The organism is Shewanella sp. ENK2 (genome assembly GCF_043568515.1).
Lineage (GTDB): Bacteria > Pseudomonadota > Gammaproteobacteria > Enterobacterales > Shewanellaceae > Shewanella > Shewanella japonica.
In genome coordinates this window covers 2,685,700-2,705,937 of sequence record NZ_CP171406.1, presented here as the reverse complement: position 1 = coordinate 2,705,937, position 20,238 = coordinate 2,685,700, and the positions used below count along the sequence as shown (strand labels likewise).

General features: G+C 41.3%; 10 protein-coding genes, 1 tRNA gene and 2 pseudogenes. 5 read left to right on the top strand and 8 right to left on the bottom strand.

Annotation, left to right across the window (positions count from 1 at the left end; translation table 11 throughout):
* Nucleotides 1–294: 294 nt before the first annotated feature.
* Nucleotides 295–379, bottom strand: a tRNA-Leu gene (locus ACGEDC_RS11910).
* A gap of 338 nt (nt 380–717) precedes the next feature.
* Between ACGEDC_RS11910 and ACGEDC_RS11905 the strand changes: the two genes are divergently transcribed.
* Entirely contained in the window at nt 718–849 is a 132-nt protein-coding gene (locus ACGEDC_RS11905) for a DUF3149 domain-containing protein (protein ID WP_076540587.1), read from the top strand.
* 130 nt (nt 850–979) lie between these two features.
* Here ACGEDC_RS11905 and ACGEDC_RS11900 read toward each other — a convergent pair whose 3' ends face one another.
* Both ACGEDC_RS11900 and tcdA read right to left on the bottom strand, forming a co-directional pair.
* Nucleotides 980–1,591, bottom strand: coding sequence for a superinfection exclusion B family protein (locus tag ACGEDC_RS11900; protein ID WP_080914885.1), 612 nt, complete (start codon nt 1,589–1,591; stop codon nt 980–982).
* Nucleotides 1,592–1,892: 301 nt separating this feature from the next.
* Nucleotides 1,893–2,687, bottom strand: a complete 795-nt coding sequence (tcdA, locus tag ACGEDC_RS11895) for a tRNA cyclic N6-threonylcarbamoyladenosine(37) synthase TcdA (RefSeq protein WP_394498325.1) — start codon at nt 2,685–2,687, stop codon at nt 1,893–1,895.
* A gap of 472 nt (nt 2,688–3,159) precedes the next feature.
* On the opposite strand from tcdA, the gene ACGEDC_RS11890 reads away from it, so the two are divergent.
* Together ACGEDC_RS11890 and ACGEDC_RS11885 are read left to right on the top strand one after the other, a co-directional pair.
* Nucleotides 3,160–4,173, top strand: a complete 1,014-nt coding sequence (locus ACGEDC_RS11890; protein ID WP_394493418.1) for a porin — start codon at nt 3,160–3,162, stop codon at nt 4,171–4,173.
* A gap of 484 nt (nt 4,174–4,657) precedes the next feature.
* Nucleotides 4,658–5,689, top strand: a complete 1,032-nt coding sequence (locus ACGEDC_RS11885) for a porin (protein WP_394493416.1) — start codon at nt 4,658–4,660, stop codon at nt 5,687–5,689.
* An 89-nt stretch (nt 5,690–5,778) separates the two neighbouring features.
* Here the strand turns inward: ACGEDC_RS11885 and ACGEDC_RS11880 are convergent, their stop codons facing one another.
* Nucleotides 5,779–6,435: a thiopurine S-methyltransferase gene (locus tag ACGEDC_RS11880; protein WP_394498323.1), complete on the bottom strand. Its 657-nt coding sequence runs from the start codon at nt 6,433–6,435 to the stop codon at nt 5,779–5,781.
* A 136-nt stretch (nt 6,436–6,571) separates the two neighbouring features.
* Nucleotides 6,572–6,921, bottom strand: a pseudogene (locus ACGEDC_RS11875) (hypothetical protein).
* 304 nt (nt 6,922–7,225) lie between these two features.
* On the opposite strand from ACGEDC_RS11875, the gene ACGEDC_RS11870 reads away from it, so the two are divergent.
* Complete coding sequence (locus tag ACGEDC_RS11870) at nt 7,226–9,049, top strand: protein kinase domain-containing protein (RefSeq protein ID WP_065109781.1); 1,824 nt, start codon at nt 7,226–7,228, stop codon at nt 9,047–9,049.
* Nucleotides 9,050–9,118: 69 nt separating this feature from the next.
* Here the strand turns inward: ACGEDC_RS11870 and ACGEDC_RS11865 are convergent, their stop codons facing one another.
* The 3 genes from ACGEDC_RS11865 to ACGEDC_RS11855 form a co-directional block, all read right to left on the bottom strand.
* The gene (locus tag ACGEDC_RS11865) at nt 9,119–11,497 is read right to left on the bottom strand and encodes a zinc-dependent metalloprotease (RefSeq protein WP_394493413.1); all 2,379 of its coding nucleotides are present in this window, start codon (nt 11,495–11,497) and stop codon (nt 9,119–9,121) included.
* Nucleotides 11,498–11,556: 59 nt separating this feature from the next.
* A complete protein-coding gene (locus ACGEDC_RS11860; RefSeq protein WP_394493411.1) occupies nt 11,557–15,267 on the bottom strand; it encodes a response regulator in 3,711 nt (1,236 codons plus the stop codon).
* Nucleotides 15,268–15,586: 319 nt separating this feature from the next.
* Complete coding sequence (locus tag ACGEDC_RS11855; protein WP_394493409.1) at nt 15,587–16,981, bottom strand: PhoH family protein; 1,395 nt, start codon at nt 16,979–16,981, stop codon at nt 15,587–15,589.
* A 345-nt stretch (nt 16,982–17,326) separates the two neighbouring features.
* Here ACGEDC_RS11855 and rapA point away from each other — a divergent pair.
* Nucleotides 17,327–20,232 (top strand): annotated as a pseudogene (rapA, locus tag ACGEDC_RS11850) (RNA polymerase-associated protein RapA).
* Nucleotides 20,233–20,238 lie beyond the last annotated feature (6 nt).

Genomic DNA, 20,238 nt, shown 5'->3' with positions numbered 1-20,238 from the left:
TTTGTTTATGCACCAAAGATATAGCCTAGCTTCACTATCAACACAAGAAATAACTGCGTCGCCAAATATCGCATCAAATGTGGAATAGAATGATAAAGTCCGCACAACTTTATGGTCTTAGGTTTCATGATTTAATGCACAACGCGAGGCCACAAAACATATCGAAGCCGGAAACGACTTATTGGCAAAAAATCGTCACACTTGGAGGTTTTTGAGGTAAATATTGGAGGTTACACACTTGTTCTGGATGCCCAGAAACAAAAAAACCTACTATTTAATAGTAGGTTAGAGAGATGGTACCGGTGGGCGGACTTGAACCGCCACGCTCGAAAGCAACGGATTTTGAATCCGTCGTGTATACCAATTTCACCACACCGGCATCATATTGATGTCTCAAAAGAGCAGCGCTCAATCGAGAGTCAGAATTATACCTAGGCCAATTACAATCGCAAGCTCTTTAGTCTTCTATTTAGCAGTTTTCCATTCAACAGCTCAAATCTCATTCAAAGCATCGCTTTAGAACGTTTAAAGCGACTAAGTAAGCTGCCCTTCCCTACATAGGTGAACAGACAATACCTCTGTCACATATTTCATTACCTCCTAATCTATTACATTAGGCATTCAGCAATAACCGAGAGGTTAATTGATCGAGATCATAATTGTTAACAGATGTATGCGATATGTTATTTATGACTTCACGATAAAGAGGATTATGAAATGGCATTCTGGTTAGATTTGATGTTTGGTAATGCAATAGGTTTGCTATCAATGATTGTTATCTTCTGCACTATGGGAATTATGTCGTACATGATGTGGATGTTTATTGTGAAGTCGGCTCCAAAAGAATAAGTATTACTTATTTTGATTTAAGTCAGTTTTTTGTGTTTCTTGGCAAATAATTAGGGGGCTTATAGCCCCCATTTTTGTGTCAAAAATTCGTATTGAAAAATACAGCAGTGACATAAGTCGACATAGTCAATTAAGCGGCATGTTTTCTTGGCTGCACTAATCCATTAATAAACTGCGGCCTTGCTTTGATTAGATGAGTTAACTCTTCTTTACTTGGTTCGCCGGCGGGTAAACGCAGCACTTCCCGATTGAGGTATACGCGCGCCTTCATTGAAATCTTATATTCAGCAGTAGGCCCTTGAATAGCGTAATGTCTTTCATTACCGACAAGCTCAAGAATACTTGTTGCAACGAGTCCTTTTACGGCTAACTCGTTTTGCGGTAGTGCCAAAATAGTGGCTCCTTGAAGAAAGAACTCTCGTAATAAGGCACGTTCAGCCGGATCCAATAGCTTCACTTTCGCTTCAATGGTTTCTATGGCACGTTTTTCACGTAAGTAACTAATCGACTCATCAACAACAAATGTGAATAACTGACTCAAAAAGAAAGCGGCACCAACAATTAAACCTAAACCAATAAAGTGCCCATAGTTAGACACAAAACCGTCAAGGGACAAAGTTTGTAACACATGGTTCGGTGCAAATAATAATACTGCACACGCTACCACCCACCAAAGCATCACGCTTACCAATACACGCTTAATATTGGCTAACTTTAAGGTATCTAATTTAAATTTCATCATGTTACGTCCAAAGTGTCAGATTTTTGAATCTATCACTTCAAAAAGCAATTTTGGTGCCAAGAGATTATCCGTAAGTAAAAAATAAATGTTTAATAGGACTTAAGATGCACAGGGGCGTGGCTGATGATGTGGGCCATGTGAAATAGAACCATTTCGACCGCTAATTATTCCGCTTCTCTTACGCTATGTGAAGATGACAAATCGTTCATTGTTATACAGAAAAGTCTTAATATAGATGGCGTAACCTTATTGGATTACGCCAAAAAATGTTGCAACACTGAAATGGGGGCGATAACTTTAGTTACTTTTCTGCAAGTCTTGCTAACACTCTGCTCGCGGCAATAAAACCAAATGTACCTGTGACCATAGTGACCGCGCCAAAGCCTGAAGCACAATCCATTCTCATGCTACCGTCAGATGCAGCCTTGGTACTACATACACTGCCATCATTTTGCGGATAAACTAGATGTTGAGTCGAAAATACCGCGTCAACAGCAAACCGTCTTTGCGTATTTTTAGTGAAATTATATTCACGTCTTAAAATCCCCCTCACTTTTGCGAGTAAAGGATCTTGAATGGTTTTAGCTAAGTCAGTTAACTGAATTTGGGTTGGATCAGTTTGACCACCCGCTCCACCCACGGTCACTATTTTCAGTTTATTACGCTTACACCAGGCAATTAAAGCCGCTTTCTGCTTTACTGCGTCAATACAATCAACCACATAATCAATGGCAAGAGGCTCTTGCTTAGTGCCCAAGTATTCAGCCAAGTTATCTGCTGTTATAAAATCTTCGACTTCATTAACAACGCATTCTGGATTAATTTCACGTAAACGCTTTGCCATCACCTCAACCTTTGACTCGCCAATGGTTGACGCTAATGCATGAGATTGACGATTAGTATTAGTCACGCAAATGTCATCTAAATCAACTAATGTGATTTGCCCGATCCCACTACGAGCTAACGACTCAGCAACCCAAGTGCCTACACCGCCAATTCCAATAATGACCACATGTGCCTTGGCAAAGTTTTCAAGTGCATGTTGACCATATAAACGGCCAATTCCACCAAAACGATTTAAATATGATTCTGTCAACATGTGATGCTCTTGCTACTGACTTATTCGGGGGCGGTATTTTATACGAATTCGCTGAGGAGCGAAATAAAACTCTGCCATTGCAATAAATACAGCAGATTGAGATAGACACATTTCTCGACACACCTGTTGCAAACATTAACTAACCACATCATTTTGTGATAAGTGCAGTTAACGGTTGCAGCCTGCTTGTTAAAAAGCAATATAAGCCTTGTAAACCAATATGATACAAATCAAATAAAAAACATCATTAGTGATAATTGTCACACTTTTCAGTGAAGCTTTTATGTCAATATCGGGCGCAAATAAAGGATCCAGAATAATAGTATCTTTAACGTATCCGTTATGAGTCACTATTTCTATCAATGTTGAGCACACCTGATGAGTGCCCAACAAAATCAAGCCCTTACCAAAGGAAGATTAAGATGATGAAAAAAACCTGATCACTGCAGCTATTTTATCTTGTACTGCTATGACTTCATTTACTGCTTTAGCTGATGGTCCAAATTTCTACGGTCGTGCTGATCTTGCACTTACGAACTCTGACTTAGGTGTCGCAACTCAAAACCAAAAAGACGGTACAGTCATTGAAAACAATTTCTCTTGGTTAGGTGTGAAAGGCACAGAGAAAATCAACGATGACTTCGAAATTCTTTACCAAATGGAATTCGGCGTAAGCAACTTTGATAATTCAGGTAACACATTCGCTGCTCGTAACACCTTCATCGGTCTTAAAACCAACGCTGGTACTGCATTAGTTGGTCGTAATGACACTGTATTTAAGCAATCTGAAGGCGGCTTTGACTTATTCGGTAACAGCAACTCAGACATCGACTTATTAGCAGCTGGTCAAACTCGTTCTGGTGACGGCATTAGCTATTACTCACCAAAGTTAGCTGACATGCTAACACTTAACGCGACTTACTTAATGGATGATAACTACGAATCACAAAGTGACTCTATGTACGCATTAAGTGCAACGATTGGTGATAGAGCACTTAAATCTCACAACTTCTATGCAGCTGCCGCTTACCAAGACGGTATTACAGACATCGAAGCATACCGTGGTGTGGTTCAAGCTAAATTTGGCAACTTCATTGTTGGCGGTTTATACCAAAACACTGAAAGCCTAAAAAGCGAATTAGCACACCTTGAAGGTGACAGTTACTTCATCAACGCTGCATACGTGATGGGTAACCTTAAAATTAAAGCAATGTACGGTTACGATGATTCAGGTCTAGGTAAAATTGTAGACCGTCGTACTGGTCAGCTTGAAAATGACGAAGGTGCAAACGTATTAGACGCACGTAAAGATGTATCTGACGTTGAAATTCAACAATTCAGCATCGGTGCTGATTACCGTTTAAGCAACAACACTTTAGTATACGGTCACTACACGAAATACGACGGCGACATGAAGCTAAATGGTGTTGTTGAAGATTTAAGTGATGATATCTTCACTGTTGGTGTCCGTTTAGATTTCTAAATACACTGATAAGCTGTTGAATTAATTAACAGCGAATTGTTAAGCAAATGCTAAAGCGACCTCAATAGGTCGCTTTTTTTGGGCTCAATATATCAAACGCACTTTTTCCTATGCAAAAATGCATAACGCATATGCAAATATCGCCAAAGAGTTAACAATTAAGCAACACCTTAACTATGCTTAAACCCTATTACAGCGGCACTTACACCATATCGCCAATTATGTGAACCTCCACAAAGGGGTAGTTTGCTAAATCACTGTTAACTAATAGCCAAAAGTCTCGAACTTGTCACATTTTTTCATCAAATCATTACGTTATCCCAAAAAGTTTGACATAGCCCACAACTTAAGCAGCTCAAACCTGCAAAAATTCCGTCAAGTTCATATCACAGTGCTATGTAAACCCATTGCCGCTGTGACTGAAATTCACTAAAACAACCCATAAAATGGGAATAGAACCTTAGGTTCTAAAGGGAGTATGAAGATGAAAAAGACGCTAATTTCAGCATCTGTGGCCTCTGTGATTGCATTAACTTCTTTCGGCGCAGCAGCCGATGGTCCTAACTTCTACGGTCGCTTAGACCTAGCGGTAACTAACTCAGATCTAGGTGTGACTACCCAAGAAGGTAAAGAAGGCACTGTATTCGAAAACAACTTCTCTCACTTAGGTGTTAAAGGCAGCGAAAAGATTTCTGATGCTTTTGAAGTGCTTTACCAAATGGAATTCCAAGTTGAAAACACTTCATCTAGCTCTGATGTGTTCAAAGCACGTAATACTTACCTAGGTCTAAAAACTAACTTCGGTACTGTATTAGTGGGCCGTAACGACACAGTATTCAAGCAATCTGAAGGCGGCGTTGACGTTTTCGGTAACAGCAATGCTGATATCGATCGTTTAGTAGCAGGTCAAACTCGTTCTGCTGACGGTATCTGGTACTACTCTCCAAAAATCGCTGATTTAATCACGTTAAACGCGACTTACTTAATGGAAGATAATTACACCGATGCTGATGACAACGAGTCTTATGAAGATCAATATGCATTAAGTGCAACGATTGGTGATAAAAAACTTAAAGCGCAAAACTACTATGTAGCAGCTGCTTACAACACAATCGGTGGCATCGATGCTTACCGTGGCGTTGCTCAAGTTAAACTAGGTGATTTTAAAGTAGGTGGTTTATACCAAAACACTGAAAGCCAAACAACTGATCAAGAAGGTGATTCTTACTTCTTAAACGTGGTTTACAACTTAAACGGCGTTAACTTAAAAGCTGAGTACGGTGTTGATGAAGGTGGTTTCGGTCGTTACCTAACTAAACAAAAAGCAGCAGATGGTGTTGTAACTGATGCTAGCATTACACAAATCACTGTAGGTGCTGACTACCGCATCTCTAAATCGACTCTAGTATATGGCCACTACGCTATGTACGAAGGTGATTACCAACTTGACGGTGGCCCAACCATCGATCTAGAAGATGACAACGTATTTACTGTTGGTATGCGCTACGACTTCTAATTAATGCCTCTTTCGAGAGTCTTTAGTTAATAAAAAAGCGACCTGATGGTCGCTTTTTTTATATCAATTTTTACCGTTAAATTTAGCCATTACTTTTTAGTTAAGATATACGCAGCTTCATTCAACCAAGGAACCTGTTTATTAATAAACCTTGGATTATCACGCAACACATCAGCGCACTCTAATAACTCAACGTCAAAAGATTCAGCTAGGTATGACTCTATCCAAGATGGGCTAACAGCAAATGGGGGGCCATTAAGTGTGTCTTGATCATAATCTAAGGTAATGAGTAAACCCTTGACGCCTGATGGGATCAGCTCTGCTAATTTCTTGGCATACTGCTGACGCATTACCTCTGGCCAAGCAATTAATGCTGCACGATCATAAAAAGCGCCAATTTTTTGTGTGGTCGTCGCTGATAGCGTAAAGATATCACCTTGTATAAGCGTGATTTGATCTGTGGTGTACTCTTGATGCTCACCTTGCGCTTGTTGTGTAACAGGCAAGGTATTTTCTTTAAAAAAGTCTTCAACTGCAATTTGATTTAGCTCGCAACCTAAAACATTGTGGCCTTTCTCTGCGAGGTAACACATGTCTAACGACTTGCCACACAATGGAACAAATACCTCAGCAGCGGACGATATAGCCAGTTGCGACCAATATTTAATTAGAAATTCATTTATTTGCGGCTGGTGAAAACCAATTTGCTGTTGCTGCCACTTACTATGCCAAAAACTTGCTTCCATATCTAAGGTCCATGTCATGTAAATGAGCTTTACTCTAAATACAATGAACATAGGATGCAAATTGATTAGCGACACAACAGATAATCAGTAAAAACGCTTACTCATGTTATTGACTCAACTCGCCAACACAGCAAGCTTACTGCCCTTCACCATCTAAAACTTGTTGCACCTTTTTAAGCCATTTACAGTTATCACATTGACAGTTGCGACGTGATAAATGATGTGGACTTAAATTTGAGTCAATAAAATCGACTGCAATCAGTAGCTGTTGTTTCAGTTCATCAACGGATTTTTTTCAATCGCAACAAGTTCATCATTGTGATTCATCCATATGCACTCTTCTCCTTGATGGCAAGTCGTACATTGTTCATCGCTGGCATTATAAAACACCGCATGAGGACAGTGAGTCACTTCCATTGACTGTAAAATACGCTGGCGTGGAAAAGAAAACAGTGGAATTAAGTCAGCTTTTTTAATGTTAGGCATAAGCGCTCCTTGATTAACCCGAATCCGTTGATTCACTTAAATAGTACCTGTGTATAGCCCAAAACAACTTGATTCACGTCAAAGTTTACAACTCCCAATATTTAAGCTAGGCAGTTTCATTCGTTTTTGCTGAACAACTTGCCATTTACCGCATTTTATTTGAAATCAAACTGGTTTCTGCATTGAACTTGCTCAGCAAAAAACACCTTAAATGCAAGCACAAGACTTGCCTGACAATTCGAAATATGCGTTGATGTAGCAAGCACTCGATGAATAACAATGGGTGTAATAATAGGAGCAGCGTTTGCAAACACCTCAGCTACAGCACTTTTATATTAATGAAGAACAATCGGTTTATTTATTAAAAGCAGAAGATGCTCGAAAGCACCGTGCTTGGATAAGATTATGTAATCAGCAGTTAAGTAAACTTGGTTATGCTGATATCGAATTTATCGGGAAAGGAGCTTATGGTTTCGTGTTTGCTGGTACAAACGATATTGGTGAATCGCATGTATTTAAGTTTTCCCGAATTACCCTTCCGCGTAGTGTGCAGGATAGACTTGAAGAAGAAGCCTTCATGCTCAGTCAACTCATGCATCCCAATGTGCCTAATGCGATAAAGTTTGAACGAGTCGGTAAGCAAGGCATCATGGTCATGGAGCGTGCTCAAGGAGAAGATTTAGATAAAATATGTCACCGAATGGGGGTGTTACCGGTTGCTATGATTGTCAGCATCGCCCGTCAATTAGCCAACCTCTTGTATTACCTTCGCACCGGAAAATGTTTAGTTCACGGCGACATTAAACCGTCTAATTTAGTGTATGACATTAAAAACGATCATTTATCGCTTATTGATTGGGGCTCTGCTGTCTTTGCTCAGCGTGATGAGAACAATAATTCCGTTGAAAATAACGTGATGTCTTTGATGTCCAACGACCAACAGCACACGAACGCCAGAATGGGCGATGTGTACTTTATTGGAGAGGAGCAGCTAAATGGTGCCCTTTCCAGCCCACGCTTTGATGAACAGGGTGTTGCCGCAACGCTTTATGCGTTGGCATCAGGGCAGATTAGCCGCTTTGGAAGCAAAGTGATTCCTGCCAGTAGCCTTGGTTTACCCATTGAGCTTGCCCGCACTTTGGATGGCATGTTGAGTGACGATCTTGAGCGACGTAACCTTGCCGGCGACTACTTTTTAAAAAGTATGCGGCATAACCATCGTATGCATCTACCAAACATTACCACCCACCCGATACATGAAGACATTCCGTTGTGGGTATTACCTAAACAAAAACAAGTAGAGACGGTAAGTTACAGCTCAAGGAAGTCATTCCTTAAAGAACATAACACTCAAGATCCCATCGCTAAAATGGACGATGTGCAGCTTGAAAAATATTACCGTAACTTCCTCGCTGGCATGGGCGATACAGAAAAAGGGTTTGTCGCTGCCGTTGGAAAATTAGCTCAATATCCCATTGTTGGCGGGCTGGCTATTCATTGGCGAAAGAGTGGTGTGTATATTGATTCAAACCTTGCGATTTATGATCCTGAAACCAAAGATGTGCTCATTAAAGCAGTCAATAATATGGTGACTTTGGCGAGGGGAATTAAACGAATAGGGGTGTTTAAAGCCTGCTTTTTTAACGCAAAGGATACCTTACACCTTGAACGCCAACATGCATCAGAACCCTATCAAATGGTGAATGATGCCCAGCTAAGCTTCGAAGTGGGAGATGTTCCTGCCTCAGAAGGTCGCTCTCGGTTACACTCCTACTTTGAAGACGGTAAAGACCCTGAAGAAAACTTAGAACTGCCAACCGAAATCATGACTGAATTGGGCTGGATCAACCAAATTCATCATACTGGCTGCATTATTTTTGAAGCCTTACCCAATCACTTAAAGATCCATAGCTATTTACGTTTACTAAACCCACGTAAGCAAGCTGCATTTAGGGCATCTTTAGATCGTATTTTACATCACGCCACTAAGATACAAGGCCATGGCGTATCAGGATTTATGAAGCTGCCTTATAAAAACACTCGTCAGTTTTCACATATCGATCGTAAAAGTGACCACTTTTATCCTAAAAACCCAAAACAAGCAGGGTTAAGTCCAGCTCAAAATTAGACGCCATAAAGCACTTTAGCAAAATTAAAAGCCCAACGATGTTCGTTGGGCTTTTTGGTCGTTCGCATGTTAGATAGGTGAACCAGGCGGCATGTTAAGCGGTGATTCAATAAACCTAAACTCGTTTGAAGCGATGCCTTTAGCCACCCCTTGTAGAAGCCAGTCAAAATGAGCAGCTTGATAATTACTTGCTCGGTTACTACGACGTTTCAACTGTTTTTCAACATATTGCAGCCTTGCAAGCAATTGCGCTTTAACCTCAGGGGCCGTTGTTTCATGGTGATAGCTAGCAAGAATTTCGTCTAACACGACAGTATTAACCCGCATTTGTACCGCTAATAACTGGCCTCGCTGCAGATCTTGATATACCGTTTTCGCTAATAATTTATCGACTAAGTTCACCACTGATAATTGCTCTGAGTCAGTCATAAACCCTTGATTAACTCTATTTAAACGCTCTGGAGCCAATAAACGGTTAGCAATTTGTCGACTTAACACTTCTGCCATACCTATCGGATCAGTCAGCACACCTAAACCAGAATCGAAACTTTCACGAGTCTTACGATAGTTACCCGCTTTAGGCACCAAGATATCGGTAATCTCAGAAGGTACAGACAAACTTTGGGCTGAGATAACATTCAATAAAGCATCTAATGCACTGCGTTGTAATTTAGGCGACAAATAATGCCATCGCTCAGCAGAGCCTTGCTGTTGATAACTATAATCACTGCCGCCAATCCATTTAGCAGCGGCATCAATTTGGTATCGAGTCATAAAGTATACTGGCACAAACACGTCACTTAGTTCACCTAAAGGTTGCTCGTTAAGCAGTGCTTGAGCATTAAATTGCTCAATAGCCACTCTACGAACTTGCTCTAAGCGAGTAAGCTCATCTGCTGCAGATGCACCATTGTCCCATAAACTCGCATAGGCATGGCTTGAAGCCGGTGAACGGGAATCAGCTTCTCCAATATAACGTAGACCTTGTGTTCTAGCTTGGCGAACCAACTCTGTTAAATTCGCTTCATTGCCGTAACCGTAGGCAATGGTAAACTTATCCCACTCTCCTATTCCTTCAGAATAAGGCGCTGAGATATCAATATTGTCGCCATTTAACGTCGCCTTCGGATGAGGGTAATCCATGACAGAGGCATTATCGTTCGTAGAAGCTGCAAAGTTATGGTCAAGCCCGATGGTATGGCCAATCTCATGAGCTGATAACTGGCGAATACGTGCCAATGCTAGATTCATCGATGCTTCTTTAGCTGCATCTCTATCTTCCCAGCCTGCGGTTAATCCTCTGGCAATTAAATGATCTTGTTTTACTCGCAAACTACCTAAGGTCACATGACCTTTGATAATTTCACCTGTGCGAGGATCTTTAATGGATGCACCATAAGACCAGCCTCTTGTTGCTCTATGCACCCATTGGATCATGTTATAGCGAATATCTTGAGGATCTGCATCCTCTGGTAACATTTCCACTTTGAAGCCATCAATAAATCCAGCAGCAGTGAATGCATCCTCCCACCAACGAGCACCATCTAATAATGCAGTTCGGATAGGTTCTGGTACACCAGGGTCAAGATAATAGGTTATTGGTTTAATCACTTCACTTGGTTCAATACCAGGCGTGACCTTTTCTAAACGATGTCTCAGTAGATATTGTTTACTGACAGGTGAGTCTATTGGGGCTGAGTAATCATAATATTCACCCGAAAGGTAACCACTCATCGGCTCATAAGCTCGAGGCTGATAGCCCGGCTCTGGTAATGCTACAAACGAATAGCGCATCCTAACTGATACAAATTTGCCATCAGGCGTAACTTGTCTCACTTGCTCGCCTGGCTTGCTACTATTAAAAGTCAGTAACACATCAACATCAGCATTTTTTTCGAAGGACTTCACCCCTTCAGGTAAAATGACAGAACGTGAACTATCAAGATTATAGCTACCTTGTTTGGTGTCAGCTAACCGCTGGCCCACACCATGAAGATCGTTTAGCACTAATTGATTAACGGCCACAAGTGGCGTTTTACCTTCGACAACTTTACCCCGCCATAATACAGATTCTGCAAAGGCTTCTTTTACCGCTAATTGCTCAGCAGGATTATCACTGCTTGCTCTATAAAAAGTATTTAATTGCTTTAATAAAATGTACGGGCTTTGACGCTCAAACTGAACCATACGAGTTTCGCCAAGTTGACCACGGTCTAAGCCAATGTCATTAGAACCCACACCATGTGGCAAGCTTGTGATGAGTAAAAATGGCTGGTTAAGTTTATTGGCCTCTAAATACAATTCACCAGACTGACTTTGATAATAGAAATTAATAAATCCGGTCGCTTTTTCACTTTGCTTAATCACAGTTTGGGCAGGTGTTGCCGCATATGCGATAACGGGGATGGCACTTAATGCCAATGCAAGTGCAATGCTGTGGCGGTTCATTTAACATTCTCCATTGTGTCAGTCAGCCAAATTTAACGGCTCGTCTTGAGCCGTTAACCTTACGAGGCGCTATGTTTATTTTTATAATCAATCCAATGTTCTAAGGTATCAAACAACTCATTAAGCACAATTGGTTTAGTAATATGAGCGTTCATACCCGCTTGTAGACTCTTCTCTCTATCACCTGACATTGCATGAGCCGTCATCGCAATAATAGGAAGCTGCTCGGTGCTAAAGCGTTTTCTCAGCTCTTTCGCCGCAGTTAATCCATCCATTACAGGCATTTGAATATCCATTAATACGGCATCAAATGGTTTACTGTCGATAATATCTAACGCAATTTGACCATTATCGGCCATCACGACTTCATAACCTGCACTTTTTAATAGCTCAGTCGCAACCTGCTGGTTAATAAAATTATCTTCAACTAATAAGACTAAACCAGCATCTTTGGTTTGCTCAGGATCTTCTTCAACGACAGGCGCCACATTCAATTTAGGTTCGGCAGCAAATGCGCCAATAATCTCATCGAATAAGGCTGACGCTTTAAACGGCTTTTGCAAAATAGCAAATACACGGCTTTCATCAAACTCAGCCTCAAGTGGCTCTGCAGAATAGGCGGTCATTAGAATAATCACCGGACGTTTTTTAAGGCGTCCATCAGCAACCATTTCATCAATAATATCGATAACATCTGCGCCATCCATTTCTGGCATCATCCAGTCAAGTAGCAATAAATCGACGTCACTGTGAGCTAATACTTCTAATGCCTCTGCGCCACTTTGTGCTGTTTTGACACCAAAGCTAAAGTCACGCATTACTGTTGAATATATCTGTAAAGCGCTAGGGTTATCATCCACTACTAAGGTTGTTAGGTTATTCAATTGTTCAGGGACAACGAGCGGTTCAACGACATTCTCTTCAGCGATTTCAAAGCTAATATTAAAACTAAAGGTACTGCCCTGATTGGTCTCTGATTCCACTTGCATGGTACCGCCCATCAAGGACACAAGGTGTTTACTGATCGATAAGCCTAAGCCTGTGCCGCCATATTTACGGGTGGTTGAACCATCAGCTTGCGAGAAAGCATCAAACAATTTAGCTTGTTGCTCTTGGCTAATCCCAATACCAGTATCACGCACCCAGAATTTAAGTGTTATACGGTGATCTCGCTCACCCACATCTTCGCAACCTAATTCAATTTCACCATTTTGAGTGAACTTAACCGCATTGGATAATAAGTTCACCAAAACTTGGCCTAAACGTAATGGGTCACCATTGAGGATAAGTCCTGCTGTTACTGGTGCATAAAGTAACAGCTCAACGCCTTTTTCTTGCGCTTTTTGAGCGTTCATATCAATGACATGATCAAGCACTTTATCTAACGGGAACGACACTCTTTCGAGTTCTAGCTTACCCGCCTCAATTTTAGAGAAGTCCAAAATATCATTAATAATACGCAATAAAGACTGAGCAGAGAAACCTGCCTTATTAAGATAATCCTGTTGCTGCGGATTCAATTGAGTGCGCTGTGCAAGCTGCAACATACCAATAATTGCATTCATCGGTGTGCGAATTTCGTGACTCATGTTGGCCAAGAATTCACTCTTATACATATTGGCTAATTCAGCATCTTGCTTAGCTTCTAGCAAAGCAACTTCATTACTTTTTTGACGCGTAATATCTTTATGAGTACCGAGCATACGTTTGGATTGGCCGTCATCGGCAAACTCAACCGCTCGACCACGTGATAACACCCAATGGTATTCACCCGATTTAGCCCGCATACGATATTCAATTTCATAAGTGCCAATTGGCTGTTTAGCATAACCACTTCGGTACTCTTCAACTCGCATACGATCATCTGGATGAATGAGTGCATCGGTTGATGAAATAAGTGCAGGGAATTCATTAGGTTTATAACCTAGCATAGAATAAAACGCTGGATTACAAATCAATTGTTCAGAATCTAAGTACCAATCCCACAGTCCATCTTCTACCGCATCCATCGCTAAATGATAGCGTTCTTCAGAAAGACGTAACTGCTCGGCAGATTCATATTCACGAGTGACATCACGCCACACAGAAATCAAACCCAGTAACTCACCACGGCGGTTATAAAACGGCAGTTTTAAGGTATCGAGCAAGACGGTTTTCCCGCCAATGTCCATTTTCTCTTGGTAACGTAACAGTGAGCGATCACTTAAGACTTTTTGGTCTTCCTCTCTGATCCGCTCCCCTTGTTCATGGGTACTGGCTAAAGAGTATTGCCCTATCATCTCGCTTTCTTTACAGCCCAGCATATACTCAGCAGATTTATTACAGCCTAAATATTTACCTTCTTTATCTTTATAAACGATCGCCTCAGGAATGGAGTCAATCAAAGAGCGTAATAATGCAAACTCTCGTTCACGTCGCTCTGTAGTATCACGCAAACGTTGAGTCCGTCGTGCCACTAAGTTATCCAATCGTTTATTTTGCTCTGCCAAATGACGGGTATATTGCTTGTTCTCTTCAAAAATACGGCTTACGAGTAAGAACCAAGGCTCCCAACCTTCAGTGATTTTCTTTGGCGGTGAAATCGGATCGCGTGAGCACTCCTCTAAGTGAGTTAATAAGCGGGATGCTGGATTGACGAATGAACGGCGAGTTTGCCAATGCACAATCGTCACCAACACAGATAAAGCCAAAACCACTAGCAAGAAAGTCAGCTTTAACTTATCCCACGCATCTTGGAACAATACATCTTCATCTTGCAGGTACAGTAAACGCCAAGGTGGGTTTTGTAATGCCACTGAGTGAATGTAATAGCCGTTTCGCAAGATACCATCATGTGCGTCAAACAGTTCTGACTCAGGTAAGGAATGCAGCTCTGAAGGAATACGTTGGCTAATATGATAAACCCGATTCATATCGCTAGCTTCAAAGTCACTGTGAGACAAAATATTGTTGTATTGATCTAATAAAATCACTGTCCCAGGCATCTTAAAATACATGCGCATTTGCTTGGCTAAAGACGCAAGGGTCATATCCAAGTTAATCGAGCCAATAAAGTCATCTTCTAAATACACTGGTAGACCAAGTGTGGTTAATAGACCACGTTCAGCAAGGTCTACATAGGCCTCTCGCCAAAATACACTTCGCTGTGGATTCATTGCTGGCGTCGCCAACTGGAATTGTTTTTTATTGAGTAGCTCTTCTCTAAAGCGAGTTTCGTTGTTAGACCATGGAAACGATGACATGATCCTTTGCTTTGAAATGTAATAAATAGATGAGGCTTTCGGCGCAGCTTCTTTCGCTACAGGAAAAGATAATGACAGCTCAAACAGCATTTCTAATTCTTGATAAAAGGTGTCACTTCGACCATCTAACGACCCCATACCAGTGATCCGTCCCATATTGGTAAAAGGTTCACCACTTTGAGCATAACTGGGTTCTAGGGTAAAAAACTGACCATCTTCGTTGAACTTTTCATACTGAGGTAAACGGTCTTTTCGAACTAGCTCCCCCAAGCGTAAATTATCGACAGCCACGTTACGTAAGCTTTTAACCGCACGGATACTCGACTCGAGTAATAAATCAATCTGCAATACATGGCGAAGAACTTGCTCTTCACGCTCTTTGATCAATTGTGTTTTTTGGCGTTCAAATAACGTCCAAGCCGACAATAATGCCATCACAATTACACCGATATATGTATAAAAAACGGCTCGGTTATATTTTCTTTGAATCAGTGATTTTAAGTGTAATTCTGGCTCTGTCGATTTCATTGAAATCCCTTTGTTTACTCATAGCGTCGATTAATAAAAGACATAAGGAGAAACGCTATGATGGCTCATTGATGCATATTATCAGGAAGGTATGCTTTATCACATAAATAACCTGCATCAATCGTTATAAATTGTGTCATTTTATCGTGTTTATTAACTGCCTCTAAAACATAGCAAATTATCATCATAGATTCATGGTCATTTAGTCAAATAGACAAGGAATTTTCAATATTGTTATCGCTCAATATTGGCGCAATAAAAAAGCCACTTTGCAGTAGCTTTTACAACAGACCTAATTATGCTTCATCAAGCCAATAAGCTATAAATGCTCCTCGGCAAATTCAGCTAACCTTGAGCGCACGACACCATTTAAATAAATGTTGGCACTGCCATCAAAATCCTTAAAGCGTTCCACAATATAGGTTAGCCCTGACGTGACTGCTGTCAGATAAGTTGAGTCAATCTGCGCTAAGTTACCGCAGCAAATCAACTTAGTGCCTTCTCCCATACGGGTGATCATGGTTTTAATTTGTGATGCCGTTAGATTTTGGCATTCATCCAATAAGACTACTGAGTTTTGAATTGAGCGCCCACGCATAAAATTGACTGACTTAAACTGCACATTCGCTTTTTCCATGATGTAATTCATGCTCCCTGTCGGGTTAACATCATTTTTATGCAGCACTTCCAAAGTATCTGTAATTGCCGCTAACCATGGCGCCATTTTCTCTTCTTCGGTGCCAGGTAAAAAACCAATAGATTCAGCTATTTCAGGCGTGTTTCGAGTGACAATGACTTTTTCGTATTGCTTTTTCTCTACCACAAGCTCAAGCGCTGCAGCCATAGCAATTAGGGTTTTACCGCAACCAGCTGGACCGGTGAGAATCACTAAATCAATCTCAGGATCTAATAAAGCATTAAGCGCCATGCCTTGATAAATGTTCTTTGGCTTAATGCCCCATGCTTGCAGATGCTCTAGTCGATCTCGGCCGTAATCGATTATTGATAAATGAGTATCAGTTCGGTTTTCGACCTTGCCACAAAACTCAGTTTCTTGATCAATTAAGTACTGATTTTTGTAAAAAGGTTCATTACCCACCTCATCAAGGCTCACTTGATGCAAGGTTTTCCCACCCACTCGGTCAGTTGATACTTTTTCCACGTTCGCCCAAAAGTCACCGTCAAACTGATAAAAACCTTTTGCCAAAAAGCGAATATCGTCAATCAGCTGGTCAGTTCGATAATCTTCAACCCGTTCAATCCCCGCCCCTTTGGCTTTAAGGCGCATATTGATATCTTTTGTGACCAACACAACTTGGCGAGCTTGATTGAGGTTTTGTAAATGTAGTGCGGTATTAATAATGCGGTTATCGTTATTGTCGCCAGGTAACGTCCCAGTGGTGAAATCGATTTGATGGTCGGGGAAAATAGATAAACTGCCGGATACATCAGAGTGTCCTTCCCTACTGGGTAGAGCGACACCATTGAGTATTTGTTCTGGAGAGGTTTTCCCTCCGAGGATATCTTCTAACGCTCTAATAGCAACCCGGGCATCGCGGCTGATCTCGTGCTTTCTGTCCTTAATATTATCTAACTCTTCTAACACTGTCATTGGGATTGTTACGTCATGTTCCTTAAACGAATATATCGCTAAAGGTTCATGCAGTAACACATTGGTATCCAGTACAAACAACTTTCTGTTGTCATGTTCCATGGCGCCTCCAGAGTGCTCAATGCAAAGGGTAAACTAAGGGATTAATCCAATATAAACTCCTGAAATAAATAAACTTACATATAATTATAGGTGAACAATTTCGTAAATTGCACAATTAAACTATGCCAGTAAATTTATCGACGCTCAATAGTTAATCAGATGTTCACTGTGTCAGTTTACGAGAAAGAAGATGACATTGAGATGACAGAACTGTGTCAAAGTTAGCCTTGATTACATAAAATTGCTGATCATGAATATTTAAATCGCTGCTAGAATTTAAATCTACTAGCGTTTGTTATAACATACGCGCCCTTTGTTTTAATCAGCCCCAAATGAGAGTCAAAAATGCCGTTTGCTTTAGGTCAACGTTGGATTAGTGATACCGAGTCAGAGCTTGGTTTAGGTACTGTCGTCGCCGTTGAAGGTCGCATGGTAACAGTGTTATTTCCTGCCGCCGATGAGAACCGTCTTTTTTCACGCGATGAAGCACCATTAACACGTGTAATCTTTAATCCAGGTGACTCAATTGAAAGCCACGAAGGCTGGAAACTCACTGTTAGCGAAGTCGAAGAAAAAGATGGGCTAGTTACCTATATTGGTATCCACAGTGAATCTGAAGAAACGGTACGATTACGTGAAACTTTACTCAACCACAATATCCGTTTTAATAAACCTCAAGACCGTTTATTTGCAGGGCAAATTGATCGCTTAGACCGCTTTGGTATGCGTTACCAAAGTCAGTTACTGCGCCATAAGTTAGCAACATCAGATTTATTGGGGCAACAAGGACCACGGGTAGGCTTAATTCCACACCAACAATGGATTGCTCATGAAGTTGGCCGCCGCTATGCTCCACGTGTTTTACTGGCCGATGAAGTGGGTTTAGGTAAAACCATTGAAGCAGGTTTGATTATTCACCAGCAGCTACTTACTGGCCGTGCTGAGCGTATATTAGTGATTGTGCCTGACACATTACGCCATCAGTGGTTGGTCGAAATGCTACGCCGCTTTAACTTAAAGTTTTCAATCTTTGATGAAGACCGCTGTGTTGAAGCTTATGCGGATAATGACAACCCATTTTACACTGAGCAATTAGTCATATGCTCACTTGAGTTACTTCGTAAAAAACGTCGTTTAGAACAAGCTATTGATGCCGATTGGGATTTAATGGTGGTTGATGAGGCACATCATCTGGAGTGGAGCGAAACAGCCCCAAGCCGTGCTTATCAAATCGTTGAAGCCTTAAGTGAAGAAGTGCCAGGCGTACTGCTACTTACTGCCACCCCAGATCAACTTGGTCACCAAAGTCATTTTGCACGTTTACGTTTACTCGATCCTGATCGTTTCTACGACTACAACGCATTTCTAGAAGAAGAGAAAAGCTATCAAAGTGTTGCTGAAGCTGCTGAAGCACTGACCGCCAACACTAAACTGGCCGATAGCGCCATTAATAGCTTAACTGAGCTTTTGAGTGAAAAAGATATCATGCCAAGCATCAATATTATCCAAGCAGATGATATTGAAGATGATACTAAACAATCTGCTCGAGAAGAGTTATTACAAGAATTACTCGACCGACATGGTACTGGCCGTATTTTATACCGCAATAGCCGTGCTTCAGTCAGCGGATTTCCGAAACGCTTTTTCAATCCGCAACCATTAGCCATGCCGCAGGAATACATTACTGCTGAACGTGTTAATGCAATGATGGGATCGAAAAAATCACCACAAGATCAAGCTAAGCAATCATTGAGCCCTGAGAAACTTTATCAAGCATTTGAAACTGATAGTGCAAGTTGGTGGAAGTTCGATCCTCGTGTTGACTGGTTAATTGATTTCCTTAAAGAACACCGCAGCAAAAAGTACTCATCATTGCCAGCCAAGCAGAAACGGCGCTGAGCCTTGAGGAAGCATTACGTACTCGTGAAGGTATTCAGGCCACTGTTTTCCATGAAGGCATGTCGATTATTGAACGTGATAAAGCGGGTGCGTATTTTGCTCAAGAAGAAGGCGGCGCCCAAGCGCTTATTTGTTCAGAAATTGGCTCAGAAGGACGTAACTTCCAATTTGCTAGCCACTTAGTGTTATTTGATTTGCCACTAAACCCAGATTTATTGGAGCAGCGTATCGGTCGTTTAGACCGTATCGGCCAGCAAAATGATATCCAAATTCATTTACCGTATTTGCAAGATACTGCGCAAGAGCGCTTAATGAATTGGTACCACCAAGGGCTTAATTCTTTTGAGCTGACTTGCCCAAGTGGCCATATTCTTTATTCAGAGTTTGCCGATGAATTAACAGCAGTGCTCAATGATGATGACCCTGAATTAATGACGCAACTGCTTAACCACACCCAAGCCAGATACCAAGAGCTTAAACAAGCCATGGAAAAAGGACGTGATAAGTTATTAGAAATTAACTCTCATGGCGGCGAACAATCAAAACAGTTAGTGGAGCGTTTAGCCGAGCGAGATGCTGATACTCACTTAATTGGTTCTGTAATTCGTTTATGGGACATTATTGGTGTCGATCAAGAAGATCGTGGCGAAAACTCGATTGTATTGCGCCCGAGTGAGCACATGTTATTCCCGTCATATCCTGGGTTACCTGAAGATGGAATTTCAGTGACATTTGACCGTGAAACCGCACTTTCTCGTGATGATATTGCGTTTATTTCTCAAGAGCATCCATTAGTGCAAACGGCTCTTGATATGATCACCGATTCAGAAACCGGCACTACCAGTGTTGCGGTGTTAAAGAATAAAGCGCTACCAGCGGGAACCCTGTTCTTAGAATTGATTTATATGGCAGATGTTTCAGCCCCTAAATCATCGCAGCTATACCGCTATATGCCACCAACACCTATCCGTGTGTTACTGGACAAAAATGGTCAAAACTTGGCAGAAAAAGTCGACTACAGCAGCTTTGATAAACAACTCAGTGCTGTTAATCGCCATATTGCCAGCAAGCTCGTTAATGCATCTCAGCCTATTCTTCATCCGCTATTAGCAAAAGGGGAAGAGCAAGCACAGGCAGCATTAGCCAACTTGGTTGAGCAAGCTCGTGAAAAAATGACCACACAATTAAATGGCGAGCTCACCCGTTTAGAGTCTTTAAAAGCGGTGAATCCAAATATTCGCGACTCTGAACTCGATTATATCCGTAATCAAATGGCTGAGTTAAACAGCTATATTGACGACAGCCAATTCCAGCTAGACGCAATTAGAATGGTATTAGTCAGTCACGTATAATACACT